Source organism: Kribbella sp. NPDC104218 (assembly GCF_055584105.1).
Genome location: NZ_JBVJMQ010000003.1, coordinates 289,874 through 316,248 on the forward strand (window position 1 = coordinate 289,874; position 26,375 = coordinate 316,248).

At 68.3% G+C, this 26,375-nt stretch carries 24 protein-coding genes; 12 read left to right on the forward strand and 12 right to left on the reverse strand.

Annotated features, from left to right (window positions below):
• Positions 1-116 precede the first annotated feature (116 nt).
• A complete protein-coding gene (locus tag ACZ6ZD_RS26330) occupies positions 117-578 on the forward strand; it encodes a hypothetical protein (protein WP_465676573.1) in 462 nt (153 codons plus the stop codon).
• 234 nt (positions 579-812) lie between these two features.
• On the opposite strand, the gene ACZ6ZD_RS26335 is transcribed toward ACZ6ZD_RS26330, so the two are convergent.
• Positions 813-2,354 carry an MFS transporter gene (locus ACZ6ZD_RS26335; RefSeq protein ID WP_465676574.1) on the reverse strand — a complete coding sequence of 514 codons (1,542 nt, stop codon included), beginning with the start codon at positions 2,352-2,354 and terminating at the stop codon, positions 813-815.
• Positions 2,355-2,428: 74 nt separating this feature from the next.
• Here ACZ6ZD_RS26335 and ACZ6ZD_RS26340 point away from each other — a divergent pair, with 74 nt between their 5' ends.
• On the forward strand, positions 2,429-2,992 hold the full coding sequence (locus ACZ6ZD_RS26340) for a helix-turn-helix domain-containing protein (protein WP_465676575.1): 564 nt from the start codon (positions 2,429-2,431) through the stop codon (positions 2,990-2,992).
• 128 nt (positions 2,993-3,120) lie between these two features.
• Here the strand turns inward: ACZ6ZD_RS26340 and ACZ6ZD_RS26345 are convergent, their stop codons facing one another.
• Genes ACZ6ZD_RS26345 through ACZ6ZD_RS26355 form a run of 3 tightly spaced genes read right to left on the reverse strand, consistent with a single transcriptional unit; the run spans position 3,121 to position 5,470 of the window.
• Complete coding sequence (locus ACZ6ZD_RS26345) at positions 3,121-4,215, reverse strand: methyltransferase domain-containing protein (RefSeq protein WP_465676576.1); 1,095 nt, start codon at positions 4,213-4,215, stop codon at positions 3,121-3,123.
• Positions 4,212-5,159 carry an MvdC/MvdD family ATP grasp protein gene (locus ACZ6ZD_RS26350; RefSeq protein ID WP_465677475.1) on the reverse strand — a complete coding sequence of 316 codons (948 nt, stop codon included), beginning with the start codon at positions 5,157-5,159 and terminating at the stop codon, positions 4,212-4,214. The genes ACZ6ZD_RS26345 and ACZ6ZD_RS26350 overlap by 4 nt, the downstream gene beginning before the upstream one ends.
• 32 nt (positions 5,160-5,191) lie before the next feature.
• Positions 5,192-5,470 carry a hypothetical protein gene (locus tag ACZ6ZD_RS26355; protein ID WP_465676577.1) on the reverse strand — a complete coding sequence of 93 codons (279 nt, stop codon included), beginning with the start codon at positions 5,468-5,470 and terminating at the stop codon, positions 5,192-5,194.
• Between the two features lie 786 nt (positions 5,471-6,256).
• On the opposite strand from ACZ6ZD_RS26355, the gene ACZ6ZD_RS26360 reads away from it, so the two are divergent.
• The 5 genes from ACZ6ZD_RS26360 to ACZ6ZD_RS26380 all read left to right on the forward strand — a co-directional run bounded on the left by ACZ6ZD_RS26360 (position 6,257) and on the right by ACZ6ZD_RS26380 (position 10,064).
• Positions 6,257-7,639, forward strand: coding sequence for a hypothetical protein (locus tag ACZ6ZD_RS26360; RefSeq protein WP_465676578.1), 1,383 nt, complete (start codon positions 6,257-6,259; stop codon positions 7,637-7,639).
• Positions 7,640-7,657: 18 nt separating this feature from the next.
• Entirely contained in the window at positions 7,658-8,143 is a 486-nt protein-coding gene (locus ACZ6ZD_RS26365) for an SAM-dependent methyltransferase (RefSeq protein WP_465676579.1), read from the forward strand.
• Between the two features lie 135 nt (positions 8,144-8,278).
• Positions 8,279-8,722: a methyltransferase domain-containing protein gene (locus tag ACZ6ZD_RS26370; protein ID WP_465676580.1), complete on the forward strand. Its 444-nt coding sequence runs from the start codon at positions 8,279-8,281 to the stop codon at positions 8,720-8,722.
• A complete protein-coding gene (locus tag ACZ6ZD_RS26375; RefSeq protein WP_465676581.1) occupies positions 8,723-9,415 on the forward strand; it encodes a methyltransferase domain-containing protein in 693 nt (230 codons plus the stop codon).
• A gap of 118 nt (positions 9,416-9,533) precedes the next feature.
• The gene (locus ACZ6ZD_RS26380; protein ID WP_465676582.1) at positions 9,534-10,064 is read left to right on the forward strand and encodes an NUDIX hydrolase; all 531 of its coding nucleotides are present in this window, start codon (positions 9,534-9,536) and stop codon (positions 10,062-10,064) included.
• On the opposite strand, the gene ACZ6ZD_RS26385 is transcribed toward ACZ6ZD_RS26380, so the two are convergent.
• Both ACZ6ZD_RS26385 and ACZ6ZD_RS26390 read right to left on the reverse strand, forming a co-directional pair.
• The gene (locus ACZ6ZD_RS26385; protein WP_465676583.1) at positions 10,006-10,482 is read right to left on the reverse strand and encodes an HIT family protein; all 477 of its coding nucleotides are present in this window, start codon (positions 10,480-10,482) and stop codon (positions 10,006-10,008) included. The two genes, ACZ6ZD_RS26380 and ACZ6ZD_RS26385, sit on opposite strands and share 59 nt — an antisense overlap.
• A gap of 29 nt (positions 10,483-10,511) precedes the next feature.
• Positions 10,512-11,078, reverse strand: coding sequence for a TetR/AcrR family transcriptional regulator (locus tag ACZ6ZD_RS26390; protein ID WP_465676584.1), 567 nt, complete (start codon positions 11,076-11,078; stop codon positions 10,512-10,514).
• 92 nt (positions 11,079-11,170) lie between these two features.
• Here ACZ6ZD_RS26390 and ACZ6ZD_RS26395 point away from each other — a divergent pair, with 92 nt between their 5' ends.
• On the forward strand, positions 11,171-12,076 hold the full coding sequence (locus ACZ6ZD_RS26395) for an NmrA family NAD(P)-binding protein (RefSeq protein ID WP_465676585.1): 906 nt from the start codon (positions 11,171-11,173) through the stop codon (positions 12,074-12,076).
• A complete protein-coding gene (locus tag ACZ6ZD_RS26400; protein WP_465676586.1) occupies positions 12,063-12,935 on the forward strand; it encodes an alpha/beta fold hydrolase in 873 nt (290 codons plus the stop codon). The genes ACZ6ZD_RS26395 and ACZ6ZD_RS26400 overlap by 14 nt, the downstream gene beginning before the upstream one ends.
• Here the strand turns inward: ACZ6ZD_RS26400 and ACZ6ZD_RS26405 are convergent.
• From ACZ6ZD_RS26405 to ACZ6ZD_RS26415, 3 genes are read right to left on the reverse strand one after another with little or no spacing between them, the layout of a single operon-like run.
• Positions 12,925-13,812, reverse strand: coding sequence for an aminoglycoside phosphotransferase family protein (locus tag ACZ6ZD_RS26405; protein WP_465676587.1), 888 nt, complete (start codon positions 13,810-13,812; stop codon positions 12,925-12,927). The genes ACZ6ZD_RS26400 and ACZ6ZD_RS26405 overlap by 11 nt on opposite strands.
• Complete coding sequence (locus ACZ6ZD_RS26410) at positions 13,809-14,297, reverse strand: SRPBCC family protein (protein ID WP_465676588.1); 489 nt, start codon at positions 14,295-14,297, stop codon at positions 13,809-13,811. The genes ACZ6ZD_RS26405 and ACZ6ZD_RS26410 overlap by 4 nt, the downstream gene beginning before the upstream one ends.
• Before the next feature lie 11 nt (positions 14,298-14,308).
• The gene (locus tag ACZ6ZD_RS26415; RefSeq protein WP_465676589.1) at positions 14,309-14,926 is read right to left on the reverse strand and encodes an SRPBCC domain-containing protein; all 618 of its coding nucleotides are present in this window, start codon (positions 14,924-14,926) and stop codon (positions 14,309-14,311) included.
• 122 nt (positions 14,927-15,048) lie between these two features.
• Here ACZ6ZD_RS26415 and ACZ6ZD_RS26420 point away from each other — a divergent pair, with 122 nt between their 5' ends.
• Positions 15,049-16,629 (forward strand): glycoside hydrolase family 32 protein, encoded by a 1,581-nt coding sequence (locus tag ACZ6ZD_RS26420; protein ID WP_465676590.1) that lies wholly within the window; start codon positions 15,049-15,051, stop codon positions 16,627-16,629.
• 18 nt (positions 16,630-16,647) lie between these two features.
• On the opposite strand, the gene ACZ6ZD_RS26425 is transcribed toward ACZ6ZD_RS26420, so the two are convergent.
• On the reverse strand, positions 16,648-20,556 hold the full coding sequence (locus ACZ6ZD_RS26425; RefSeq protein WP_465676591.1) for a discoidin domain-containing protein: 3,909 nt from the start codon (positions 20,554-20,556) through the stop codon (positions 16,648-16,650).
• A gap of 275 nt (positions 20,557-20,831) precedes the next feature.
• Between ACZ6ZD_RS26425 and ACZ6ZD_RS26430 the strand changes: the two genes are divergently transcribed.
• The gene (locus ACZ6ZD_RS26430) at positions 20,832-22,400 is read left to right on the forward strand and encodes a cellulose binding domain-containing protein (RefSeq protein WP_465676592.1); all 1,569 of its coding nucleotides are present in this window, start codon (positions 20,832-20,834) and stop codon (positions 22,398-22,400) included.
• Here ACZ6ZD_RS26430 and ACZ6ZD_RS26435 read toward each other — a convergent pair whose 3' ends face one another.
• Both ACZ6ZD_RS26435 and ACZ6ZD_RS26440 read right to left on the reverse strand, forming a co-directional pair.
• Entirely contained in the window at positions 22,401-23,291 is an 891-nt protein-coding gene (locus tag ACZ6ZD_RS26435) for a hypothetical protein (protein ID WP_465676593.1), read from the reverse strand.
• Positions 23,288-23,782: a SigE family RNA polymerase sigma factor gene (locus ACZ6ZD_RS26440; protein ID WP_465676594.1), complete on the reverse strand. Its 495-nt coding sequence runs from the start codon at positions 23,780-23,782 to the stop codon at positions 23,288-23,290. The genes ACZ6ZD_RS26435 and ACZ6ZD_RS26440 overlap by 4 nt, the downstream gene beginning before the upstream one ends.
• 92 nt (positions 23,783-23,874) lie before the next feature.
• Here ACZ6ZD_RS26440 and hrpB point away from each other — a divergent pair, with 92 nt between their 5' ends.
• The gene (gene hrpB / locus ACZ6ZD_RS26445; RefSeq protein WP_465676595.1) at positions 23,875-26,355 is read left to right on the forward strand and encodes an ATP-dependent helicase HrpB; all 2,481 of its coding nucleotides are present in this window, start codon (positions 23,875-23,877) and stop codon (positions 26,353-26,355) included.
• The last annotated feature ends 20 nt before the right edge of the window (positions 26,356-26,375 follow it).

Consider the following 26,375-nt stretch of genomic DNA (forward strand, 5'->3'; position numbering starts at 1 on the left):
CCGAGTCACCAATGTGGAGTGCAGGAGCATTGAGGCAGCCGAGCGCGAGATACCTGCGACGCGGACGTCTGTTCTGGCGGCACGGCGGTCTGCACAGAGTGTGGTGTAGTTGTGCGATGGACTGGGGGACGCTGCTTTCCACGCTGGTTGGTGCTGTGATCGGTGTCGCGTCGACCTTGCTTGCCGACCGGGTCCGCTGGCGCCGCGAGACCCGGAGGCAGGTCAAGGAAGGCAGGCGGCTGCTGTATGCGCAGTTCCTGACTGCGCTCAACGAAGCAACCGAGTCGCTGTGGGTTGTCGGTCTGGGCGACCGCCAGGACGGCCGACGTCTTGAGGAGGTCGTACGCAGCGAGATCCACCGCTCGGGCCTCTACTCGTACCGCGAGCAAGTCATGATCCTGGCGCCCGTCGAGGTGATTTCGACGGCTGACCTGGCGGTCGACAGGGTCCGTGAGTACCGCGACTGCTTGATCGCTGGTGTTGCTACCGGGTCTGCCGAGGAGCAGGCGGCTATGGATGCCTACAAAGCGGCCATGCGGTCGCTTCGGAACGCGATCAGGGCGGACGTGGCCGGCTGACTGCGACAGGAGCAACCTTGCCAGCAGCCTTACGTCAAGTGTTGAGCCGGCCAATGGACTTTCTGATGCGCTCCACCATGTCTATTGGGCTGATGGCGCTGAGTATGTCGGCGAGCCGGAGGACGACTTCGAGTCGGAGCGGCGGGAGTGGGTTCCGCTCAAGCTCGTGCCCGACCTGATCCGTCGGGGCGAGATCAGGTCGGCCGATACCGTTGCTGCGTTGTTGCTTCTTGATCAAATGCGTGAGGTCTGAGTCTGACTCGTGTGCTGCGATCGGGTGGGGGGTTTCGGGCGGCGGAGGGTTATGTAGATGAGCAGGGTGGTGGTGAGGGCTGCGCCTACCCAGAGGGCTTGTTGCCAGCCGGTGATGAAGGAGTGGCGGGCGGCTTCGATGATTTGGGGGGCGTAGGGGCCGGTGGTTTCGAGGGCGGTGGCGATGCCTTCGCGGGCGGGGCGGGCGGCTGATTCGGGGAGGTTGTGGAGGCGGTCGGCGATGGTGGCGCGGTAGCCGGCCGAGACGAGCGCGCCGAGGAGGGCGACGCCGAGCGCGGTGCCGAACTCGCGGGTGATGTCGTTGAGGGCGGAGGCGACGCCTTGTTTCGCGGGTGGCAGGGAGCTGGTGATGGCTTCGGTGGACGGCGTCATGCTCAGGCCCATGCCGATGCCCATGGCAACCATGCCGGGGAGGATGGTCAGGTAGCCGCCGTCGACCGAGACGAACAGGGCCATCAGGGCGAGGCCGGCGGCGGTCAGTGCGATGCCGATGGACATGGTGGGCCGGGCGCCGGTGCGTGCGGCCAGCTGCGGGGCGAGGGGGGAGGCGACCATCATCGTGATGGCCATCGGCATCAGCGCGACGGTGGAGAGCAGGCCCGACCAGCCGAGGACGCCTTGGAAGAAGGGGAACAGGACGACCGCGATACCTGCCTGGACGCCGAAGACGACCAGCAGTGTGATCGAGCCGCCGCTCAGGCCGCGCTCGGCGAACAACCGTACGTCGAGTAGGGCGGCCTCGCGGCGGCGGCGCTCCCAGGCGACGAAGGCGGCCGCGGCGGCGAGCCCGATTCCGAGGCTGATCAGGGCGACCGCCGACGTCCAGCCGCGCTCGGGGCCTTCTTGCAGCGCGAAGATGAGGCCGGTCACGCTGACGATCGACAACAGCGCGCCGATGGTGTCGAAGGGGTGCGTCGCGCGCTCGCGCGAGTTCGGCACCCAAGCGAGCGTCGTCGCCAGGCCCGCCACGGTCAGCACCACCGGCAGCGCGAACAGCCAGCGCCAATCCGCGACGTCGACGAGGAGCGCGGACAGGAACATCCCCAGGATGCCGCCACCGCCGGCGATGCCGGTCCAGACGCCGATCGCCTTACCGCGTTGCGCCTCGGGGAAAGTGGAGGTGATGACGGCGAGCGTGATCGGCATGATCATCGCGGCCCCGATCCCACCCGCGACCCGGGCCCCGATCATCACCTCCGCGTTCGGCGCGAGCGCCGCGGCGGCGTTCGCCACCCCGAAGATCGCCAGCCCAGCCGCGAGCATCGGCCGTCGTCCCAGCCGGTCGCCGATCGCGCCGAGCGGCAGCAGTAGCGCGGCCAGCGTCAGCGTGTAGACGTTGATGATCCACAGGACCGTGTTCTGGGACGCCGCGAACTCGACGGCCAGATGCGTCTGGGCGACATTCAGGCCGGTCACGGACGCGATCACGGCCATCAACGCGACCGACACCGCGATCAGGATGTTGCGCAACCGGCGCGCGTCCGGTGCGTTCGTCGTACTCATGGAACCCTCTCTCGACGTTGTCTCTCCCTTTCGACAGTAGGATTCTCTGGCGTGAATGGCATAGACTCTTGCGTATGACGCAAGAAGATGGCGCGCTGGACAGCCTGGTACGCAAGCGCATCAAAGCCCTCCGCGTAGCCCAGGGCCTCTCCCTCGAAGAGCTGGCCGGCCGCGCCCACGTCAGCCAGTCCACCCTCAGCCGCATCGAAAACGGCCAACGCCGCCTAGCCCTAGATCAACTAGTCACCCTGGCCCGCGCCTTAGACACCACCCTCGACCAGCTAGTCGAGAACGCCGCCGAAGACGTAGTCATCAGCCCCATGACCCACGGCCCCCACCGCCTCAGCTGGCCCATGAAAGCCGACCCCACCATCACCGTCATGCGCCGCCGCCTCACCGACCGCCTCACCGACGACCCCACGACCCTCCGCGCCCACCCCGGCCGCGAATGGTTCGTAGTCCTCTCCGGCACCGCCATCCTCCACCTGGCCCACCGCCGCTACCGCATCGAAAAAAACCACGCCGCCGAATTCCCCACCATGCTCCCCCACGCCATAGGCGCCACCTCAACCCCCTGCGACCTCCTCCTGATCTTCGACCGAGACGCCCGCCGAAACCACCCCGACCCCGAAGCCTAAAACGAACGACAAGAACGACAAGAACAGCTTCCTGGCGAGGAGCTACGGCTGTGTTGAAAACTAGGCGGGCCAGAAGGCGTGGAAGGGCGTTGCCGGAGTCCGTCGGCCGGCGCTCGGCGGTGTGCTGGTCAGGGCAATCGGGGGAGGGCCCACTCGACTCCGTGCTCGGCAAGCCGGATGTGCTGGGCCTCGGGAGTGATGGAGATGCTGAACTGGTCCCGGGGTGGTCGGCCGAGGTCGTTCCACTGCGCGTGTGCCGCTTCGACGGCGTTCCAGAGCTGCTGTGGTCCGGCTTGTGCGACTGCGCCGTTGTCGAGCCTGGCCCACGAGCCGTCCAGGTGGGTGAAGATCGCGACGCCAGTGTCCAGCCTGCTGAGGAATCGCAGGCCCGGTAGGCACGCTGCCAGCATGAAACGGAAGTCGCCGTCGAACCAGATCTTCTCGTCGAGATCGGTAGGCCTCGTCGGTGCGGTGGCCGCCGTGATGTCGGCGATCTGGCTTCCGGCGTGGACGGGCTGTGCGGTCGGCCGCAACGGCATGAAGAAGGCCGCTCCGGGCAAGAACCGGCCCTGCCCACTCCGGTTCGGCTGTACGTCAACTACGGCTACGCCGGTCGCGATCGGCGTCACGATCCGGCCTCCGGGCCGGGTCTGGTCAAGCCAGGCGTCCGGGATGCGGTTTGGTGCGCAGGTAGCGATGATTTCGTCGTACGGCGCCGCTTCCGCCCAGCCGTCCGCGCCGTCCCCGACACCCAGAGTCGGCCGGTAGCCGATCGATGTCAGGCGCTGATTCGCCGCGGTGATCAGATCGCCCGCGATGTCGACGCTCACCACGTTGCGGTCGCCCAGTCGATGGCAGAGGAGGGCCGCGTTGTAGCCGCTTCCGGTACCGATCTCGAGGACCCGGTCTCCATCCGACGGGGCGAGTGCTTCCAGCATCGTCGCCATCAGGCTCGGGACTGTGCTGGACGACTTCACATCGGCCGAGATGACCAGCAACTGATCACTGTAGACACTTTCCAGCCATTCGTCGGGTGAGGCTTCGTCCACGACCGGTGGGCTGGTAGGTCCTTGGCGGTAGAAGACCGGAACGAAGACGTGGCGAGGTACGGCGTTGAAGGCTGCCCGCCAGGGCTCGTCGGTGACGGCACCGTCCGACACCAACTGGTCGACCAGCCGGCTGCGGAGCTTCGCCGCTGTCGGCTCCCACAGATCCCCGGTCACCCAATCGCACCTTTCTCCAGAATGTCTGCCAGCGCTGCACTGATCGGCAGGCCGGTCGCTTGCTCGATCCAGGCCCATTGGCCGTTGGGGTTGACTTCGATGAACACCCAGGTCCCGTCCGGCTTGACGATGAAGTCGAATGCGCCGAACAGCAACCCGAGCTGCTTCATCATCTCGTTCACTGCCTTCTGGACCTCGTCGGGCACGCGTGTCTCCCGGTAGGTGACAGCGCGCTTGTGTGCCCGGATGTCCACCGCGCCATCCGGGTCGTCCGGCGTGATCGCCGCGGCGAAGCACTGCCCGTCGACGTAGGTCAGGCGCACTTCGTAGTCCCGGTCGATGACCTCTTGGAACAGGTGGGCTGTGGCCGCGATGCCAGGGTGCCCCCAGTCAGCTTCGGCAACCTCGGACGTGTAGAGCAGCCCAGTACCTTCGGCCGCGTCCTCATAGATGATCGTCGAAAGTGACTTGGTGACGATGCGGCCCACCTTGTTGCCGAACGACACCACATGGTCAGGCTGGTTCGTCAACAGCGTCTTGGGCACCGTGAGTCCGACCCGAGCAGCGACCGCCAGCTGGTACGGCTTGACCCGAGCGTCTGCCATCCGGCCGGGGTTGTTCAGCCAGGTCACGTCCGGCAGTCCGGCCAGGGTGCCGAACAGCGCGTGCCGGGCCTGTGAACGGACGAACTTGGCTTCGGAATCAGGCGTCCCTTCCGGGACCTTGAAGCCGGACGGCCGGCGGTAGTAGATCGCTCGTATTTCGGCCAGCTCGACAAAGCGCAGCGGCCCGAGCACTTCCCCGAACCACGACCGGTCAAATAGGGCAGCCAGATCGATGGAGTCCGGGAAGTCGCCGGGGTCCAGACGCCAGAACCCGACGCCTCGCTGATTCAGGTGCTCCAGCACGAAGTCTGCTGTCGGGTCGCAGGTCTCGGTCAGCACCAAGACGCGCGGGCTCGGACCGCTGCGTGGCCTCACTTGTCGTCCGTTACCCAGTCGACGGCCAGGACGTCCTTGCCGTCACTTTCGATTGAGCACGACGTCGCCGCCGTCACCAGTTCCTTGAGCGGCTGGTCACCGACGTACCCGATCTGGGTATCCGGGTCGAGGGTGACCGCGTCGCGGTCGTGGCGGAAGTGCGCTTGCCAGCGGGCAGCCAAGATCCCGAACGCCGTGACTGCCTCTCCTTTACCGGCACCGATCGCCGGTCCCATCGGGACTCGCTCGGTGTCCAGGTCAATGGTCATGGTCATGTTGATTCCTCTTCACTTTCTGACGCGGTTGCGTCGTCGTTTCACCTGGTCGCCCGTTCAGGGCACTGGACCAGCGGCGGGCGACCGCCTCGTGGCAGGGCGCCCGCCCGCTGGTCTTTGAAGGCCGGCCGGATGGTGATGGGTGCGTATGGGGGTAGCGCAGACGGAGGACATCGGTGTATGCCGACGCGTGATCCGTGGGAGCATCCCGCCAGTCAACGGTTCGGTTGCCTCGGACGACCATCACGCGCCACCACTGTTGCTCGATCACTGCTTGCGCTGGGTGCTCGGTGCGACGGTCACATGCAGTTTGGCGAAGCGGGACCAGTAGTGCAGCACCAGTCTGAGCGCCATATCCCGCTCCACGGTTGAGTCCGCGATTGCGTACCCGTTGAACCAAAGCCTGACTCGCCATTCAGATGCCCTCTCAGTCGTCGTCCCCGTCACCGCTGTCTCCCGTATCGATCAGCTCGCCGTCCAGGTGGTGCGTGCCGCGAAGCCAGCCTTCAAAGAGCTGTTGCTGAGCTGCTGGGCAGCGAGCCACCAGCTGAGCTATCTCGTGTTCAGTCATTTCCCGTGGCTGCTCTGGTGGGCCGTGGTGCGATGCCGAAGGTTCTGGCTCATTGATCTCCCCATCCAGGGTCAGTTCTTGATAGATGCCAGAACGCTCACCGGATCTGACACATTGAGCGAACCATCCGCTACGGTGAGTTGGCATCGGGTCGAATGGGTGGGTGTGGTGAAAGTGGTGAACACGGGGCCGGTTCTGCAGGGGAGGGCGGACGAGTGAAAGAGCGAGAGCGCGACCTGAAGCTGGCCGCGCTGATGCAGGAGGCGAACTGGACACACGCCCAAGCCGCGATCGCCTTCGGCCGGGTCGCTCAGGAGCGGGGCGCGACAGAGTTCGGCAGTATCGGACGATCCCACGTCTCGAAGTGGGTCGCCGGCTACGCACCGTCGGGGACGGCTCCCGGCATCCTCGCCGAGATGTTTACGCGCCAGCTTCGTAGAACCGTCACGCCTGATGAGATTGGGCTCACAGCGGTGTCTTCACCGCAAGGAATCGACTGGAATGCCGATACGCTGTCGGCGCTGGTCGATCTCGGGAGAGGCACCTTGGACGTGGAGCGCAGGTCGCTTCTTCGAGCCGCCGGCTATTCGGTCGCCGCACTCGCACTGCCCGACCTGGCATGGTGGGAGAAGGCGGCCCATCGGCCAATCCCCGGCGCCGGTACACGGCTGGTAGGCGCCGGAGATCTGGAAGCCGTTCGTGAGACGGTCCAACTGTTTACGCGAATCGACCAGCGGCGGGGTGGCGGTCACGCGAGAGCCGCTGTCGTGCAATACCTGACGTCGGACGTCACCGGCTACCTGAGCGGAACCTATAGTGACGAGGCCACCCGGCGCGCGATGTTCTCCACGGCCGGTGAGCTTGCCTATCTGGTCGGCTGGATGGCATTCGACAACAGCGAGCATGCGATCGCGCAGCGGTACTTCACTGTGGGGGTGAAGCTTGCCGCCGAGGCCTCGGACCCTGCCTTGGCCGGGCACATCCTCCGAGCCATGGCGCATCAGGCGGTCGACCTTGGTCACCATCGGCAAGCTGTTGACCTAGCTGAGGCCTCCATAGCCGGCAGCCGATACGCACAGGCGAGCCCACGAGAGCGGTCACTCCTAGGGGTCGTACACGCGCGAGCCCTTGCGGTCGACGGGCAGAAGACTGAGGCGGCAAAGGCCCTCATCCTCGCTGAGGACGATCTCCGCTCAGCCTCACCTGCTGACGACGAACCCGGCAGGGTGTTCTTTTTCGGCGAGGCGAGCCTTGCACACGAAACGGCGTGCACCCTGAGGGATCTCGGCGACGCTCAGGGATCGATCAAGCAGTTCACTCGCAGTGTCAGGACCCGGAAGGCCTCAACATTCACCAGAACCCATGCCGTCACGCTCGGCTACATGGGTACCGTTCAGGCGCGCTCCGGCGCGATAGAGGAAGCGTGCTCGACGTGGTCCAACGCGCTGGACGTGATGGACGGAATAAATTCGGGCCGAACGCTCCAGACGGTGCGTGACATGCGCTCCGGACTCTCCAGCTACCGCGCCAAGGGCCTCCGCGCAGTGAACGAACTTGACCAGCGGGCCGCCAGATACCTCGCCAACCTCGCTCGATAGCCCTAGTAAGGAACCGAGATGACATCCGAGCAGATAACCGTCGTACCCGTAGCAACGGTCATCGGAGGCCGCAAGGAGCCTACGGACGACTTCTGGGGCGGCACGCAAGCGATCATCCGGATTGACGGCCAGCGGTTCACTCCCGCCGCGGTCGAGGGCCTTGAGGACTTCTCGCACCTGGAGATCGTTTTTCATTTCCACCTGACCGACCAATCCGATCTGAACCTTGGCTCACGTCGGGCGCGAGACAACCCCGAGTGGCCGTCCGTGGGCACCTTTGGTCATCGCAACATGCGACGAGTCAACTGGCTTGGCGTCTCGCGGTGCAAGTTGTTGAAGGTCGACGGCCTCGACCTGCACGTTGAGGATCTGGACGCGGTTGATGGAACACCCGTCCTCGACATCAAGCCATGGTTTGCCGAGTTCGGCCCTCGCGGCGACGTACGTCAGGGCGCGTGGTCGACGGAGATGCTGGGCGACTACTTCGCCCCGCGGGTCGACTGACAAAGCGCGCGACGCCAACCTCGAAACTCCGAAACCGCCCGCTTGCAGTCGGCGGGCGGTCGGTGCGTGAGGCCTAGCTGGTGTTCCACTGGTGGAGGCTATGGCTGACGCCCTGCAAGGAAAGGACCAGTAGGCGTGACCGACTGGACTGATGCCGCTCGCAAGCTCGCTGCGCAGGTCACCTCGGAGGCCCCGGAGTGGCGAGATGCGGTGTGCGCTACGCCTCGTCATGAGCTGGTGCCCAAGTGGTGGGATCGCCTCAGGAACAGTCCGACCTTTGAGTGGGAGCTGATCACGCCGGACGAGGCCGACCCGTGGGGTAAGACTTACTCGGACGAGACTCTCGTTACCCGGGTTGGTGCGCTGCACGCCGATCGGGCCAAACCGGATGAGCGCGCGTTCGGTGCGCCTACCTCGTCGTCGACCCTGCCGGGGTTGATTGTCCAGATGCTTCATCTGCTCGACCCCGCGCCGGGGCAACGTGTTCTGGATGTCGGCACGGGCTCGGGGTACTCGGCGGCGCTGCTTGGACATCGGCTCGGGGATGACCTCGTGACGAGTATCGACGTGGATCCCTAGTTGGTCGAGGTCGCTCGGGAACGCTTGGAGGGCTTTGGACGCCGTCCGCGGATCGAGGTTGCCGACGCTACTGGTGAGCTGCCCGATGGTGAATACGACCGGATGATCGCCACCGTTTCTGTGCGACCGATCCCGCGGTCGTGGCTCGCCGCGTTGCGGCCCGGAGGGGAGATCGTTACCACGATCGCGCAGACTTCCCTGCTGATCTCTGCGAAGTTGGAGCGCGGTCTGGTCGCGCGGGGAAAGGTCCAACCCGATCCGGCGAGTTTCATGAGGACCCGCAGTGGCGCCAATTATCCGGCCAGACTGGATGCCGTCTACGCGGCCGCACGGGACGCCGATGGGGAGGACGTGCGGAGTCTGCGCGGACCGGTTCCGAACCTCTGGACCGACTGGGAGTTGCGGGCGCTCTACGAGCTGGACAGCGCCGACATCGAGAACCGATCGGCGACTGATGAGGACGGCAAGCAGATTGTCTGGTTGCTGGCAGCCGACGGCTCGTGGGCGCGCGCCGAGAAGACTACGGGTCGGGTCCACCAAACCGGGCCGCGCCGGCTGTGGGACGACCTGGAGAAGGTGAGGACCAGGTGGGAGGCCGCTGGCAGGTTCCCTCTCCACGAACTGGCGGTTGAGTTCACCCCGGAGACAACCAGCGTCACCAGCCCGGACGGTCGCTGGACGATCGACCTGTAGTTGAGGGCCGTCAACCAGGGTGGCTTACGCCGTCAGCCTGGTATCTCACCTGCCGTACTTGATCAGGCATGTTCGGTGGCCCGCCGAGCGCTGGAACGAGCTGAAGGAAAGACATTCGATGGAGTGGAAGAATCTCGGCGAAGACGACGTGTACGAGAACCCTTGGTTCCGCGTGAATCTCGCTGATGTCGAGCTGCCCGACGGGCGTCACCTCGACCACTTTGTGATTCGCCAGCGCCCGGTGGCGTTGACTGCGGCGGTCAATGAGAAGAATGAGGTTCTTCTGCTGTGGCGGCACCGGTTCATCACTGGGACGTGGGGGTGGGAGCTGCCGGCCGGTGTTGTTGACGACGGGGAGAGTCTGGTCGAGGCGGCGGCGCGCGAGATGTTGGAGGAGACCGGATGGCGGGCCGGGCCGCTCGAGCTTCTGATTACCGTTGAACCGGCTAACGGGCTGTCCGATGCTCTGCATCACATCTTCTGGGCCGATGGGGCCGAGTACGTGAGTCACCCGGTGGATGATTTCGAGTCGTCTCGCCGGGAGTGGGTTCCGCTCAAGCTGGTGCCTGATCTGGTTCGTCGAGGCGAGATCAAGGCGGCCAACACTGTCTCTGCGCTGATGCTTCTCCACCACCTGCGCGAGGTGTGAGCGCCGGCGTACCGGCAACCCGCGGGATGAGGGGGAAGGGGTGGCCTGGGCGGGGGTCTTTGGGGTAGCGGGGGAGTAGGTGGGTGTGGAGGTGCGGGCTGGTGTTGCCCAGGGTTTCGTAGTTCATTTTCAGGGGTTGGTAGTAGGTGATGAGGGCTCGGGCTACGTGCATGGTTTCGAGCCAGAAGCCGGCTGATTCGTCGGGGGCGAGTTCGGTTGGTTCGACGGTGTGCCGGCCTTTCCAGATCACCAGGGTGTAGCCCGGCTGGATGTCTGCGCTCTGCAGGTAGGCGTCGGTGTACTGGCCGCGGTGGATGCGGGCTCCCCAGCGGTTGCGGTCCTGGCCCATGTTCTTGCAGAAGTCGCAGTCTGCTCCTGAGATCAGGCGGTCCCAGTTGTCGGGCCATTGGTAGGTCATGGCAGAGCTGGTCCTTTCGCTGTGGTCTGTCAGGGGCAGTGGGGTGGGGCTAGGCCGGTTATGGCTAGGGCGAGGAGGCGGTGGGGGGTGGGGTGGGGGGAATGGGGGTGGTGGTCGGCTAGGAGGGAGATGGCGTTGACGAGGGCTAGGAGTTCGTGGGTGGTTAGGTCGGGGCGGACGTCGCCGGAGGATTGGGCGGCGGTGAGGAGGGGGGTGGCGGCGGTGGTTAGGGCGGGGTAGCAGCCGGGGTTTTGGGGGTCTTGGGTGGGGGTGGGGAGGAGGGTTAGGGCCAGGCCGCGGTTGGTTACGGCGTGGGTGAGGACGGCTTGGAGCCAGTGGTAGAGGGCTGGGCCGGGGGGCTGGGTGGCGGCCAGGTGGGTGGCTTCGGCGCAGAGGGCTCTGGTGCGTTCGGCGAAGACGGCGTCGAGGAGCTGGCGGCGGGAGCGGAAGTGGCGGTGGAGGGTGGCGGAGCCGACGCCGGCGTCCTTGGCGATGGCTTCGAGGGAGGCGTCGGGGCCGTGTTCGGCGAAGGCGGCGGTGGCGGCGCGGACGATCTGGTCGCGGCTGCGTTGCGCGTCGGCGCGCAGGGTCTTCACTCAGGCTCCCGCTGGTGAAATGGGGTGACACCCCGTATCTTAGCAAGCAGGAAGTGGGGTGAGGCCCCATTTAATGAGTGTGGAGGTTCGGGATGTCGGATGTCGTGCTGGTGACGGGAGCGACCGGGCAGCAGGGGGGTGCGGTGGCCAGGGCGTTGCTGGGGGCCGGGGTGCCGGTTCGAGCATTGGTGCGGACGCCGGAGTCCGCCAAAGCGCAGGCGATCGCGGACGCCGGGGCTGAGCTGGTGGCAGGGGATCTGACCGACTTCCGGTCGCTGTTGCCCGCGGTTGAGGGAGTGCGGGCGGTGTTCTCGGTGCAGACGCCGGAGCTGGCCGATCTGGGGTCGGACACCGAGCGGATCCAGGGCCTGACGCTGGTCGAGGCGGCGCGGCGCGCCGGGGTCGCGCAGTTCGTGCACTCGTCGGTGGCCGGGATCGACCCGATGCTGGCGAAGTTCGCGGCGGGGGAGGCCGAGCTGGCTCGGCATTACTGGGTGAGCAAGGCCGCGGTCGGGCAGCGGCTGCCGGACGCGGGTTTCGAGTCCTGGACCGAGCTGCGGCCCGAGTTCTTCATGGAGAACCTGCGCCGCCCGTCGATCTGGTTCGAGGGCGGGACCGGCGAGACGATCCTGACCGCGCTCGATCCGGCGCTGCGGTTGCCGATGATCGCCGTCCAGGACGTCGGGACGGCGGCGCTGGCCGCGTTCCAGGATCCGGCGCGGTTCCACGAGATCCGGCTGGAGCTGGCCGGCGACGTCCGCAGCCTGTCGGAGATGGCCGCGGCGCTAACCGCCGCCGGGCAGGCCGCGCGGGTCGAGTTCGTCGGCGCCGCCGAAGCCAAGGCCCGCGGCATGATCGCCGAGCTCGTCGACAATCAGGTGCTCATGAACGATCGGGTCGCGACGACGGATCCGGCGGATGCCATTGCCTTGGGCATCGAGCTGACCAGCTTCGCCGAGTGGGCCCAGCAGGAAGCCGAAGGCCATGGCGCGCGCTGACGTCGGCGGGCTGCACCTGGAGTACGAATCGTTCGGTCCGGACGGCGCCGACGTCATCCTGCTGATCATGGGCACGGCCGGTCAGCTGACCATGTGGCCACTCGGCCTGATCGACCTCCTGGTCGGCCAGGGCTTCCGAGTGATCCGGTACGACGCTCGCGACGTCGGCCTCTCCGACAAGCTGGACGACGCGCCCGTCCCGGATCTGACCGCACTCGAGGACGCCGACGTCCCGTACAGCCTCGACGACATGGCGGCCGACGCCGCGGGCCTGCTCGGCGCGCTCGACATCCCCGCGGCCCACCTCATCGGCGGCTCGATGGGCGGCATGGTCGCGCAACTCGTCGCCGCACAGCACCCCGAGCGCGTCCGCACGCTGACCTCGATCATGTCGACCACCGGCAACCCGCAGCTGCCCGGCCCAGACCCGGCGTTGATCAGCGCCATGCTGAAACCGGCCCCCGACCCCACCAAAGATCCCGACGCCTACTTCGACCATCTCACCGCGCAGTCACGGCTGACCCAGTCACCGGCGTACCCGCAGCCGGACGCCGCCCTGCGCCAACAGTTCGTCGCCGACCATCGCCGCAGCTACTACCCGGCCGGCTTCACGCGCCACGTCGCCGCCGTCCTGACCGCCCCGGACCGCCGCCCGCTGCTGGCCCAGATCACCGTGCCGACCTTGGTCATTCACGGCCAGGACGACCCGCTGATGCCCGTCGCGGGCGGACGTGACACCGCAGCCAGCATCCCCGGCGCCGAACTCCTCGTCGTCCCCGGTATGGCGCACGACCTGCCGCCGCAGCTGTTCGCCTACCTGGCCGACGCCATCACACAGTTCATCCGTACTACGCGGTGAGGCGGTCGGCTTCGGTGAGGAGGAGGCGAGCGAAAGGCTGGAAGTCGACGATGTGGGCATGAAGGCCGCTGACCACTCGGTGGATGGTTCCCCATTCCCAGATGGCCGTCGGGTCGACGCCGGTCCGGGCGGCGAGGCGGTTGGCGCGGGCGTGGAGGTCGTCGCCGAGGGACGGCGTACAGCGGACGATGGTGCCGAGGTCGCAGGCGGGCTCGGCCCGGAGGCCGACAGGGTCGATGAGTTTGTAGCTGCCATCGGCCGCTTGCAGGGCATTGAGCTCGTGGACGTCGCCGTGCACCAGGACCGCGGTCCGGTCGTCGTGGGCGCGGCGGCGCCGGTCCATACAGTCCAGCGCGTCGGCGATGGTGGCCGACGAGCAGGGCCGCCCGGCCTCCTCCCACAGCTGCGGCAGGCGCTCGGCGTACTGCTCGGCCAGCTGCGCGCCAGTTGGCAGCTCGACGTCAGGATCGATCGGGCGCCACAGCCGAGCAGCAACGTCGCACAACAGGTCGAACCGCCTGACAGGATCGGGGACGACGTCACTCATCGGAGCCCCAAGACGCTCCAGCAGAAGAGCCTGTCGACTCAGGTCCGCGGCCAACAGCTTGGCGCACCCTCGCCCGTCCGCGAGGCGCAGCGCCGTAGCCTCCGCCGCAACCTCATGCCCCGGCAGCCCGAGCTTGAGGACCGCCCGACTGCCGTCAACCCGCCGTACCTCAACAACCAGCGCGACATGCCCGCCCGCCAGGCCGGCCCCAATCGTCAGCCCCCACTCCCGCGCCAGCGCCGCGACGATCGCTGGCACCTCGCGCAGCCACCCCTCGTTCCCCTCGGCCGCCAGCGTCCGGCGAACCTGATCAGGGATCTCCAAGCTCACTGGACCTCGCGGACGTCGGTGCCGTGCTCGGCGAAGGCCTTGAAATCCTCCATGTGCCGCTGGGACTGCTTGCGGAACATGCCCGGGAAGAGCAGACCGACCAGGCGCATCGAAACGGTGGTGAAGCGGAACTCGCTGTCGCTCTCCCAGAGCGTGGTCTGCGGGGTGCGTTCGGTCAGGCGGTCGCGCGCGGCGCTCCACATGCCGGGGGCGGTGATCTCGCGCTCGAAGTGGACGACGGCGCCGCTGGGTATGTCGTCGAGGTCTGCCGGCTCGCGGCGGGTGATGACCTCGGTACATTCCATCTGCCGCTTGCCCGACTGGAACACGACGCGGGACTTGGACCCCGGCTCGCCGTGGACCCCTTCGAGTGGCTCGTGCAGAACCAGGTCGCGCAGCCAGCTCCGAACGTGCTCCGGGTCGGCCAGCATCTGGGCCACCTGCTGGCGGGGGAGGGCGATCTCGATCGAGTTCGTGTACTTCACGGCGGGATCCTTCAGGTTGGGTCGGGTGCGTAAAAGGCGGTGGTGGCTCGGACGGCGGCCGCGACGTCAGGCGGTTCGCCGCCGGCGGCCAAATGAGCTTGGCCCCAGGCTGCGGCGCTCCGACGGATGAACTCGCGGAGCTCATGGTCGTCGCTCTCGATGCCGGCGAGTAGTTGAGCGAGGGCCAGCAGAGCCAGATCCCAGCCGACACCGCCGGCGCCCGGGCCGTATGTCGGGAAGAGCGGCTCATCGACGACAGCCGCGTGGATCAGCTCGAACTCGGTGTCATCGGTCGGCCCAGGCGCCAGCCGTACCTCGACTTCGCTCGTGCCGGGCCGCGCGTCCGCACCGTAAAGCCACGACACCTTGAGCAGCCGCGGCGGCTCGCAGTGCAGGATCTCGCCGCGCTCGCCGCTGTCGAGCTCGAACCGTCCGCCGGGGCGCAGCTCGCCGGTGACCGGCCGCAGCCAGCGCCGCAGCCGATCGGGCACGGTCAAGGCGTCCCAAACATCCTCGATCGGCGCCCGATAACGCCGCCGTATCTCGATGGTGTACGCCTCGCCGGCGCTCAGCTCGCCCTTGCCCATCGCCCGGCGCGCGGCCGCGAGCTCGTCCAGGACGTCGTTCACGTCAGGTCCCCTCGGCAGCCGGCCACGGGCAGAGCGTATCTGTCGTCACTTATATAAAGCAACCCTGATATCCACCCCGCCGCTACGCTCTGGGCCTGCCGTCGCACCCCCCGGGAGGGTTGATGAACGAACTGCCGTTGGATGGCGAGGTCCGGATCGAGCGGGACTTCGTCGCGTACGCCGTTGGCGGTGGTGACTACGAGTACGTGACGTGCCTGAACCTACTGGTGGACGGCGTCGTCGTCCGCTCGGCGACCGGGCTGGGTAGCGAGACTCCGGTGCCAGGCAGCTGGGATGTCACCGAGTTCCGCGGCCGGACGGCGCGGCTGCAAGCTCTCGAGGTGGACGTCGAATACGCCGTCCAGACCGATGCGCCCGAAGTGCGGCCGGTGCGGGAGGTGACGCCGTACGGGGAGCGGTGGCGGCCCCAGTTCCATTTCACCGCGCGGCAGTTCGCGATGCAGCGGCTGAATCCGGGGATGCGCCAGGAGGGCTGGCTGAACGACCTGAACGGCCTCGTCTATTACCAGGGCGAGTACCACCTGTTCGCGCAGCGCTGGAACAAGTGCTGGATCCATGCCGTCAGCAACGATCTGGTGCACTGGGAGGAGCTGCCCCCGGCGTTCTTCGAGGAGGCGCTGGACGTCGGCGTCCAGTCCGGCTCGGTCGTCATCGACTACGGCAACACCTCCGGCCTGTCCGACGATCCGGCCAATCCCGCGATGGTCGCCTTCTGGTCCCGCAACGACAACCAGAGCCAATGCCTGTCGTACAGCCTCGACCGCGGCCGCAGCTGGCAGCACTACCCAGGCAACCCGATCATGGTCAAACCAGAGCGCGACCCGAAGGTCTTCCGCTACCACCCGGGCGACCACTGGGTGATGTTCCTGTACGGCGACCAGCAGTACTACATCCTGACGTCGACCGATCTGCTGCACTGGACCGACACCGGCAACGTCATCCCGAACAGCTTCGAATGCCCCGACTTCTTCGAGCTCCCATCGGCCGACGGCGCGAAGTGGGTGCTGGTCCGCGGCGACGGCCGCTACTCCATCGGGACCTTCGACGGCCGGCAGTTCACCGAGGAGACCGAACAGCTGCTGTCCGACTCCGGCGCCAACTTCTACGCGACCCAGACCTGGAACAACACCGAGACCGGTGACGGTCGCCGCATCCAGGCGGCCTGGATGCGGGACGGCGTCTACCCGGACATGCCCTTCAACCAGCAGGTCACCTTCCCCTGCGAGCTCACCCTACGCCCGGTGGACGGCGTCCCGCGCCTGTTCCGGAACCCGATCGCCGAGCTGACGTCGTTGCGATCGAAGACCACCCACTGGTCCGGCCAGGTCGCCGAGTCGCGCTCGCTCACCACGGCCCCCGCCGAGCTCGACCTCGAACTGGAGACCGACCTCCCCGCCGGAGTTGCCCTGACCGTCGACGTCTCCGGCGCCCCGATCCAACTCACACGGACAACAGTTGCCGCGGGCAATGAGCCGCAACGGCTGTCCGGCCCGCTCCGCAATCTCCGGGTCCTGATCGACCGCACCTCGCTCGAGGTCTTCGCCAATGACGGCGAGCTCTCGATCTCCCGCTGCTACCTGCCCACCGACCGCGGCATCACCCTGACAGCGACCGCACCGGCGCAGGTCGCCGTGAAGCTGCACGACCTGCGCTCGATCTGGCCGGCCGCTGCCGGGCGCTGAGCCCGGCAGCGGCGTTGGTCAGGGGGTGGTGGGGATGTTGGTGAGGCCGGTCTGGGCGTTCTGGACGGTGTTGGAGCTGTGGACGACGTTCGGGTCGGCGGTGCACTTGGAGGTGGAGGAGATGAAGATGGCGTACTTGCCGGCGCCGCCGAGGTTCGACGAGTTGTTGCGCCAGACGTTGCCGCAGCCGTTCAGGAAGGACGGCGTGGTGGACGGGTTGTGCGTCTCGTAGCCGTTGGCGAAGGTGCCGGGGGAGGAGAAGGTCCCGGTGTTGTTCTCGATCAGGTAGTCGAACCCCTTGACGTCGACCCAGGAGTCGGCCGAGTTGTCGCCGGAGATCCCGCGGCCGTCGAAGGTGTTGCCGCGGATGACGCCGCCGGTCGTGCCCTCCTTGACGTCGATGGCCTCGGCCGCGATGTTCGGGCCCAGCCGGTTGTCGAGCACCTGCACCCGGTCGGACTTGTCGACCCCGCCGGAGTTGCCGTGGCAGCCCCAGTTGGAGCCGGCCGAGCCGATGTAGACGCCCTCGCCGTAACCCTTCTGCACCAGGCCGGCGTCGGTGATAACGGAGTTCTTGATGACCCCGTCGGCCGAAGACCGGCGGAAGTGCACACCCTCCTCATCGGTGTGATGGACCGAGACGCCGTCGATGGTCACGTGGTGGGAGTTGTCCAGCACGATGCCCTTCTTGGAGTCCTGCACTGTGAACCCGGTCAGCTTCCAGTACGGCGCACCGAACAGCCACAACCCGTACCCGGAGTCCCAGCCGGACGTCGGCGCCGGGCAGGACGGCGCCGTCCCGGTCGGGCCATCGTTGATCAGGACGGCGGACCGCGGCCCGGTCAGCGTGATTGGCGCGGACGCCGTGCCGGCCCGCTGGGTCAGGAAGGCGCCGCGGTACTGCCCGGCCGCGAGCCGGATGGTCTGCCCAGGCTGCGCGTTGGCCAGCGCCGTCTGCAGCTGCGCAGCCGTTGACACGTCGACCGTCGTCCCGCCGCCACCGCTAGAGGTGGTCACGTTGAGCGTGCCGCTCGGCCCCGACTGGTTGCCAGCGGCATCACGAGCGTGGACGGCGTACGAGTAGCTCGTCGACGGCGAGAGTCCGCTGTCGGTGTGGCTCGTGCCGGTGACAGTACTGACCGGCTCTCCATTCCGATGGATCACGTAGCCGGTAACCCCGACGTTGTCCGTAGACGCGTTCCAGGCAAGAGACGCGCTGGACGACGTCGTCCCAGTGCTGCGCAACCCACCCGGCACGCTCGGCGCACTGGTGTCACCACCACCGCCGCTCGTCCCCCAGACCTCGAAGTCGAACAGCGAGTACCCGTACGCCGTCCCGCGCGCTGTCCCGTTGATCCGGACGTACCGCGCCGTCCCGGTCACCGGGATCTCGTCAGTGCCGCCGTCCCCAGAAGTCGTCGAGTAGGCGTTGGTCCACGACGTCCCGTTGGTCGAGAGCTGGACCTGGTACGACTTCCCGTACGCCGCCTCCCAGTTCAGCTTCACCCGAGTCAGGTTCGCGGCCGAGCCGAGGTCGACCTGGATCCACTCCGGGTCGGTGCCCTCCCGCGAGGCCCAGCGCGTCGTCGCGCTCGCGTCGACGGCGAGCCCGGCCTCGAAACCGGCGCCCTCGGTGGACGACGCCGTCGCCGGCTTGCCGCGGGACAGCAGCGTCTCCGACGTACCGCCGCCGGGCTGAGTCGTGGCGGTCGCCGCGTTGCTCGCGGCCGACTGGTTGCCAGCGGCATCCTTCGCCCGAACGGTGTAGCTGTACGTCGTCGCCGCACTCAGCCCGTTGTCGGTATAACTCGCGCCGGAGCTGCTGCCGACCACGGTCCCATTCCGGAGGACGTCGTACCCGGTCACGCCGACGTTGTCCGTCGACGCGTTCCAGGCCAGTGTCGCGCTGCTGGACGTCGTCGCGGTCGCGCGCAGGTTTCCCGGCGTGCTAGGTGCGGTGCCGTCCTCGGTGCCGCCGCCGGTGCTGCGGAGGAACAACGAGCCCGAGGCGTCCGTCCGCGACGCGTTCACGCCGCCGTTCGGCACGGTGTAGTCGACGGTCTCGCGGCTGGCCCAGTCCGGGATCGGCGCACCGTTCGCCGCGAGGTGCTGGAACTTCGTCGCGTCGGCCGAGCTGCTGCCGAACTGGTAGACGCGCTGCCGGTCCGGGTAGTAGCTCTGGTACGCGCCGTTCTCGGTGGTCTGCTTGCTGAGCGCGTTGTTGTAGACGACGTTCTGCGGTCCGCTGGATCCGGACCACTTGACCGCCTTCGGTCCGGCGGCCCACCAGATCGGCCACCAGGTCGAGTCGTCCGGGCCGCCGCCGCCCTCGTCGCCGCAGTTGCTCTGGCAGTTCTTCGACGCGTGCTCGAACGGGATCCGGACGGTGTTGTTCTCGAACAGGTTGCGCCGCTCCCAGCCGCCGTGCACGTTCAGGTCGGAGTCGAAGTCGTTGCCGATGGCCACGTTGTTCGAGGCCGACCACTGGAAGGTGAAGTGCCGCAGGTTCCGGGTCGTGTTGTAGGCGTAGAGCGAGTCCCAGACCCGGGAGCCGCGCAGGTAGCCGTTGCCGCCCTTGCCCTTGTTCCAGGAGCCGTCCAGGGACGACTCCTGGACCTGGATGTTCTTGGCGCTCTCGGTGACGATCGGGTGCGAGCCGGTCATCTCTGTGCCGACCCGGCGGACCCAGCTGTTCACGGCCCACTTCAGCACGATGCCGTGCATCTCGTACTCCGGCGCCATGTTGCCGTAGTTGTGGACGGCGTCGGCCTTGTTCAGGTTGTAGGTGCCGCCGGCCAGCTTCGGCATCCCGGTCATGTCCTGGGTGATGCTCAGGTCCTCGATGCCGACGCCGACGACCGGCTTCAGCGGTGTCACCCGGCTCGGGTACACGGTGCCGCCGATCGCGGCCGAACCGTCCGACGTGGAGTTCAGCGGCAGGTCGTACTCGAGCGGTTTGTCGATGGTCAGGTTGCGCCCGGCGGTGTCGACCGCGCTGATCTGGAAGATCTGCTGGCGCATGTGCAGGTTCTGGTACTTCGTCGCGTCGTTGACGGTCTGCTGCTGGTAGAACTTCGCCGTGTTCGCCGCGCCGACCCACAGGTAGTTGCCGGCCTTGAACAGCGCCATGTTCGCGTTGGCGGCCAGCTTGATCTGCGTCGTCCCGATCGCCGATGCCTCGCGCAGCGGGACGCCGCTGGCCCAGTGCTGGTTGATGCTGCCCTCGAAGATGTCCTTGCGGTTCGCGGGCGCCGAGGCGTAGTCGGCGGCGTACCGCGGCGCGACCTCACGGGTCTGCACCCGGAGCAACCCGCGCCCGGGCCACGTCCAGCCGCCCTTGCCGGACGCGCCGTGCGTCATCCCGTCCTCGTCCCAGTCGCTGCCGTCCGGGGTCAGCTTGTCGTACCGGGTGTTGACGTCCGGCCGGAAGACCAGCGTCGTCCGGCCCTGCCCGGCGCCCTTGATCAGCAGGTAGCTGGCGTCGAGCCCGAGCTGCCGGGTGACCGTGATCCGGCCTTCGGGCAAGGTGATCTGGGACAGCTTGTTGTACCCGGCGGACGGCGTGCACTGCGTCCGGATCGCGTCGATCGCCGCCTGCAACCCATTCGTCGCGTCGCTGCCGTCCGCACGGACGCCGTACTGCGACGCCAGCTCGGCCGCGGTCACCTGACAGGTCGCGTCGGGATTGATGTCGGCCGGCCCGGGCAGCGCCGCGCCGCCCCGGTAACCCGCCTTGCTCCAGTCCGGCAGGCCCGCGACCGGCGCTCGCCGATTCGCACTCGTCAGATCCGGGATCGCGGCCGCGGCCTCCGGACCGGCCGGTAGGGCCTGCGCCGGACCGGCCGCTGTCACGCTGGTCAGCAGCCCGCCGACCAGCGCGACCGCGCCGATCGCGGCGAGCCGCCGTCGATAGTCGATGAACACCATTACAGGGGCCTCCTGAGGTTGGGGCGGGGGGAGAGAAGCGCTTTCCCGAACATCAGAGCGAACTGTTAGTAAAGTTTCTTAACGGATGGACAGCGAGGTTAGACCGCACTTCGCGCCCCGGCAAGAGCTCGGAACCACCGGTCGGCAGTGCGCTGCGGTGAGCAGTGACTGATGCCTGGGAGCGGGGTGCGGGGAACTCCGGTTGAGCCCTTGACTGGTGGGGATATTTACAGAAACTTGCTTTCTAATATCTGAACAGCTGCTCGGAGGCATCCATGATCCGCCCCAGATCACGTGTTCTGCTCGCCGTTCTCGCCCTCCTCACCCTGCTGGTCCCGTTCGCGTCCCCGGCGTCCGCGGCCGGATCGGTGACCGCGACCTACGCCCTGGTCGGCGAATGGGACGGCAACTTCCAGGCCGCCTACACCGTCACCAACGGGACGTCGGCGACCATCAGCAGCTGGCGAGTCGAATTCGATCTCGCGGCCGGGACGAACCTGACCAGCTCCTGGGACGCCGTCGTCACCCGGACCGGGAATCGTGTCGTCGCGGCGAACGCGAGCTGGAACGCGCCGCTGGCCGCCGGGCAGTCGGTGACGTTCGGGTTCATCGCGCGCGGCCCGGCGAGGCCGGCGAACTGCCGCGTCAACGGCGGGCTGTGCGAAGGGGGAGCGGGCGACACCAGCGCGCCGACCGCGCCCGGCAATCTACGCGTCACCGCGACCAGTACGAGCACGGTTTCGCTGGCCTGGAACGCGTCGTCCGACAACATCGGCGTCACCGGGTACGACGTGTACTCCGGCGGAACCCAAGTGATCACGACGGACGCGACCACCGGAACGGTCGGCGGTCTGACCCCTGGAACCACCTACTCCTTCACGGTTCGCGCGCGGGACGCCGCCGGCAACTCGTCGCCGGCCGGCAACGCCGTCACGGCGACGACCGTCTCCGGTCCGGCCGGCTCACTGGTCCCAGTGGCGCCGTACGTCGACATGGGCGCGTGGCCGACGCCGTCGCTGACCGCGATGGCGAGCGCCGGCAATCTGCGGTCGTTCACCCTCGGTTTCATCACCGGCTCCGGCGGCTGCAAGGCGAGCTGGTTCGGCGCCTACGATCCGCGGACGGCGTGGGGCAAGGACCAGATCGACGCGATCCGGGCCCGCGGCGGCGACGTCAAGATCTCCTTCGGCGGCGCGGCCGGTAGCGAGCTGGCACAGGTCTGCCCGTCGGCGCAGGCGACCGCGGCGGAGTACCAGGCGGTCGTCGACGCGTACCAGCTGCGCTACCTCGACCTGGACATCGAGGGCGGAGCGGTGGCGGATCCGGTCTCGATCGCCCGCCGCTCCGAGGCGTTGTCGATCCTGCAGCGCAACCGGCCCGCGCTGAGGATCTCGCTGACGCTGCCGGTGCTGCCCGAAGGCCTGGACCCGAACGGGTTCGCCGTCCTGAAGTCCGCGCGCGACCACGGGATCGCCCTCGATGTCGTGAACGTCATGGCGATGGACTACAACCGGGCCGCCGGCAACTACGGCGACTTCGCCGTCCAGGCCGCGCAGAGCACCTTCGGCCAGATCAAGTCGCTGTGGCCGGCCCTCACCGACGCCCAGGCCTGGCTCAAGGTCGGTGTGACGCCGATGCTCGGGCGCAACGACGACGGCGGGACCTTCAGCCAGGCGCACTCCGCCCAGCTGGTGAACTTTGCCCGCGGCAAGCATCTCGGCATGTTGTCGTTCTGGGAGATGACCCGGGATCGCAATGCCTGTAACGGAACGCTCGTCAACTGCACCAACGTTCCGCAGGCGCCGTACGAGTTCAGCAAGATCTTCGCCGGTTACACCGGTTGATCACTCGCTGACCTTGAGCGTCGCTGACGTGACCAGCTCGGCCAGCTGCTTGCTGGTGAAGACCGGTTGCGTCAGCGGCGGCTTCGGCTGCCGGTCGAACTTCTTGGCCTGCGCCAGAATCACGACCGTGCCGTCGTCGTGGCGGTAGCTCGCCCACTGATCGTAGGAGCCCTGACCCTTCGTCGTCACCACACCGACCTTCTTGCCGCCGACATCCACCACGGCACAGCTGCCGGCGCCGCCCCAGAACTGCTTGGCCAGCTTGCACGGCTCGATCGCTGCCTTGCCGTTGGGCGTCGTCGACTGTGCGCGGAGCTCGCCCACCTTGCCGTCGCGCTCGACCGGGATGGTCGCGGCGTACTCCCAGTAGTGCGGCTCGCCGTCCTGGGATGCGTACTGCGCTTGCGGGTGGCGCAGCGGATCGCCGTCCGAGCCCTTCAGGTCAGGCGTGCTGAAACCCGCGGGCACCGACGCGCTCAGGTCGTCCATCAGCTTCGTCACCCGAACCACCCGCGGCCCGGCGGACGCCGTCCGATCCGTCTGCCCTTCCGGCCACGGATCCTGCGACTTCCGCGCACCCGGCGGCGTCGAGGGCTTGACGGACGCCGGACCCTTGGACGTCGCCGTCGACGGGCTGGCCGTCGGGGTCGAGACGCTCCCGGCCGCGGGCAGCTCGCCGGCCGGGCCGCCGCCGGTCAGGTTCGAGATCACCAGGGGAGCGGCGGCGATACCGGCCACCGCCGGTACGACGGCGAACGCGGACCAGGTCAGCCGACGTCGCCGCCGCGCCGCGCGGGCGAGCCCGAGCGCGTGCGAAGAGTCCATCGACGGCGGTGGCGTGCTGCGAGCCATCGTTTCGCGCAGTGCGCGGTTGAGATCGTCTTCGGTCATCGAACCTTCTCCTCCTGGAGCAGACCGCGCAGCGTCTGGAGCCCACGCGCGGCCTGGCTTTTGATATTTCCGGTCGAACAATCGAGGACCTCGGCCGTCTGCTCGACGGACGCGTCCTCCCAGTACCGCAGGACCAGTACGGCGCGTTGCCGCGGTGGAACCTGCTGGAGCGCGTCGAGCAGGACCAGCCGGTCTTCGGCGAGCCCGGACGCCGGAGCCGGCCGATCCGACGGCGAGGCGCCGACCGACTCGAACCGGAACCACCCCCGCCGCCGTTCGGACAGGAACGTCCGTACGAGCGTCTGCCGGGTGTAGCTGTCCATAGACTCGTGCCGCTGGATCCGGTGCCACGCCAGAAAGATCTTCGTGAACGTCTGCTGCACCAGATCCTCAGCGCGATGCCAGTCGCCGCACAGTAAGTACGCCGTCCCGCGCATGGCATCGGAACGCGCTGCGAAGTACGCCTCGAACGCGGCGTCCTCTGAACTCATCTGTCCTCCCCGATCCTTGGTACCGGGTTAGACACGCCTGCGGGCGTTTGGTTGGTTGCATGGTTGTCGGAGCGGTCCGTTAGCGTCGGGGTGTGTTGCTGCCTGATTCATCGGCGCCGGGCGCGGATCTGCCGGTTCGCGCGGTGCTGCCCGCCACCGTCGACGCGGTGCGTTCCAGCGGTACGGCGGTGCTCGTCGCGCCGCCCGGCTCGGGGAAGACGTCGCTGCTGCCGCTGGCCCTGGCCGACGCGCTCGAGGGCACGATCGTCGTCGCTGAGCCGCGCCGGATGGCGACCCGCGCGGCTGCGGCCCGGCTGGCGACGCTCGTCGGCGAGCCGCTCGGTCAGCGGATCGGGTACGCGATGCGTGGCGAGCGCAGCGGCGGCGAGGGCGTTCGCGTCGAGGTGGTGACGACCGGGCTCCTGGTCCGGCGTCTGCAGCAGGATCCGGAGCTGCCGGGTGTTGCCGCGATCGTGATCGACGAGTGCCACGAGCGGCATCTGGACGCCGATCTGCTGCTCGCCTTCGGCATCGACGTCCGGGCGAATCTGCGCCCGGAGCTGGCGCTCGTCGCGACTTCGGCGACCCCGGACACGGCCCGGCTGAGCCGCGCTCTGGAGGCCGAGGTGATCACCGCGTCGGCGGCGCTGTTCGACGTCGGCGTCGAGTGGGCGCCGCCGCCGGTCCCGGTGCCGCTGCTGCCCGGCGGCCGGGTCGATCCGCGGCTGCTCGATCATGTCGCGGACGTCGTCCGGCGGGCGCTCGCCGAGAACGAGGGCGACATCCTTGTGTTCGTTCCGGGGGAGGCCGAGATCAACGGCGTCACCCGCCGGCTGGCCGGGCAGAACGTGCTGGCGCTGTTCGGCCGGCAGTCCAGGGCTGAGCAGGATCGCGCGCTGACGGCGTCCGGTACGCGCCGGATCGTCGTCACGACGTCGGTCGCGGAGAGCTCGTTGACCGTGCCCGGCGTCCGCGTCGTGGTCGACTCGGGGCTGGCCCGGGAGCCGCGGACCGATCAGTCCCGCGGCCTCGGCGCGCTGGTCACCTGCCGGGTCTCGAAGTCGTCGGCCGAGCAGCGCGCCGGCCGGGCCGGCCGCGAGGCCCCGGGCCGCGTCTACCGATGCTGGTCGGCGACCGACCACGCCCACCTCGAAGACCACCCGGCGCCGGAGATCGCGATCGCCGACCTGGCCGGCTTCGCGCTCGACCTCGCGGCCTGGGGCGCGCCGTCCGGCGACGGCCTGACCCTGCTCGATCCGCCGCCGGCGGTCGCGATGACCGCGGCGACCGAGCTGCTGCACCGCCTCGACGCGCTGGACGGCGACGGCCGGATCACCGAGCGCGGACGCCGGATGGCCGCGATCGGCGCGCACCCCCGGCTGGCTCGGGCGCTGCTCGACGGCACACCGCGGGTCGGCGCCGAGCGAGCCCGGGAGATCGTCGCCATGCTCTCGGACGACGCCGGGCGCGACTTCGGCGATGACCTCCCGGCTCGCTGGCGAGCCCTCCGCCGAGGGACTGACCGCGCCGCGACCGCCCGCTGGCGCGAGGAGACCAAGCGGCTCGGCCGCGGGTCCGGTCGGGCCGATCACGTCCCGGACGACCTGGCCGCCGGCATCGTCGTCGGCCTCGCCTATCCGGACCGGATCGCGCGCGCCCGGGCCGCCGACTCGACGACGTACCAGATGTCCGGCGGCACCGGCGCCGCGCTGGAGCCGCAATCACCACTGCGGACGACGCCCTGGCTGGCGATCGCCGTCGCCGACCGGGCCCCCGGCCGCGCCGACGCCCGGATCCGCTCCGCGGCCCCGATCGACGAGCCCACCGCCCGCGATCTCGCAGGCGACCTCCTCGCGACCACCGACCAGATCCGCTGGGACGACGGCCGGATCGTCACCCGCCGCGTCGAGACGCTCGGCGCGATCGTCCTCAACGACAGCCCGTTGGCCAACCCCGACCCGATCCGCGTCCAGGCCGCCGTCCGCGACGGGATCCGGCGCAGCGGCCTCGCCGTACTGCACTGGTCGGAGTCCGCCCGCGCGCTCCGCGAACGGCTCGCCTTCTGCCACGCCCACCTCGGCGATCCCTGGCCCGCCATGGACGACGACGCCCTCCTGGCCGCTCTCGACGACTGGCTCGGCCCCGACCTCACCTCGATCCGCGCCAGCCGCGACCTGGCCCGCCTCGACCTGACCTCAGCGCTCCGCCGCCTCCTGCCCTGGCCCGCCGCGACCCGCTTCAACGAGCTCGCCCCCGAGCGGCTCCAGGTCCCCTCCGGCTCCGAAGTCCGCCTCACCTACAACGGCACCGAACCGCCAATCCTCGCCGTGAAGCTCCAGGAGACCTTCGGCTGGACGACGACTCCGACCGTCGCCGACGGCCGGGTTCCCGTCGTCCTGCATCTCCTCTCGCCGGCCCGGCGTCCAGTAGCCATCACCAGCGATCTGACCTCCTTCTGGCGCCAGGGATATCCCCAAGTCCGCTCGGACCTCCGGGCCCGCTACCCCCGCCACCCCTGGCCCGAAGACCCTCTGACCGCGACCCCGACCAAGCGCGTCAAACCCCGCGGCTGATCGGCCCGGCTGTATTACCG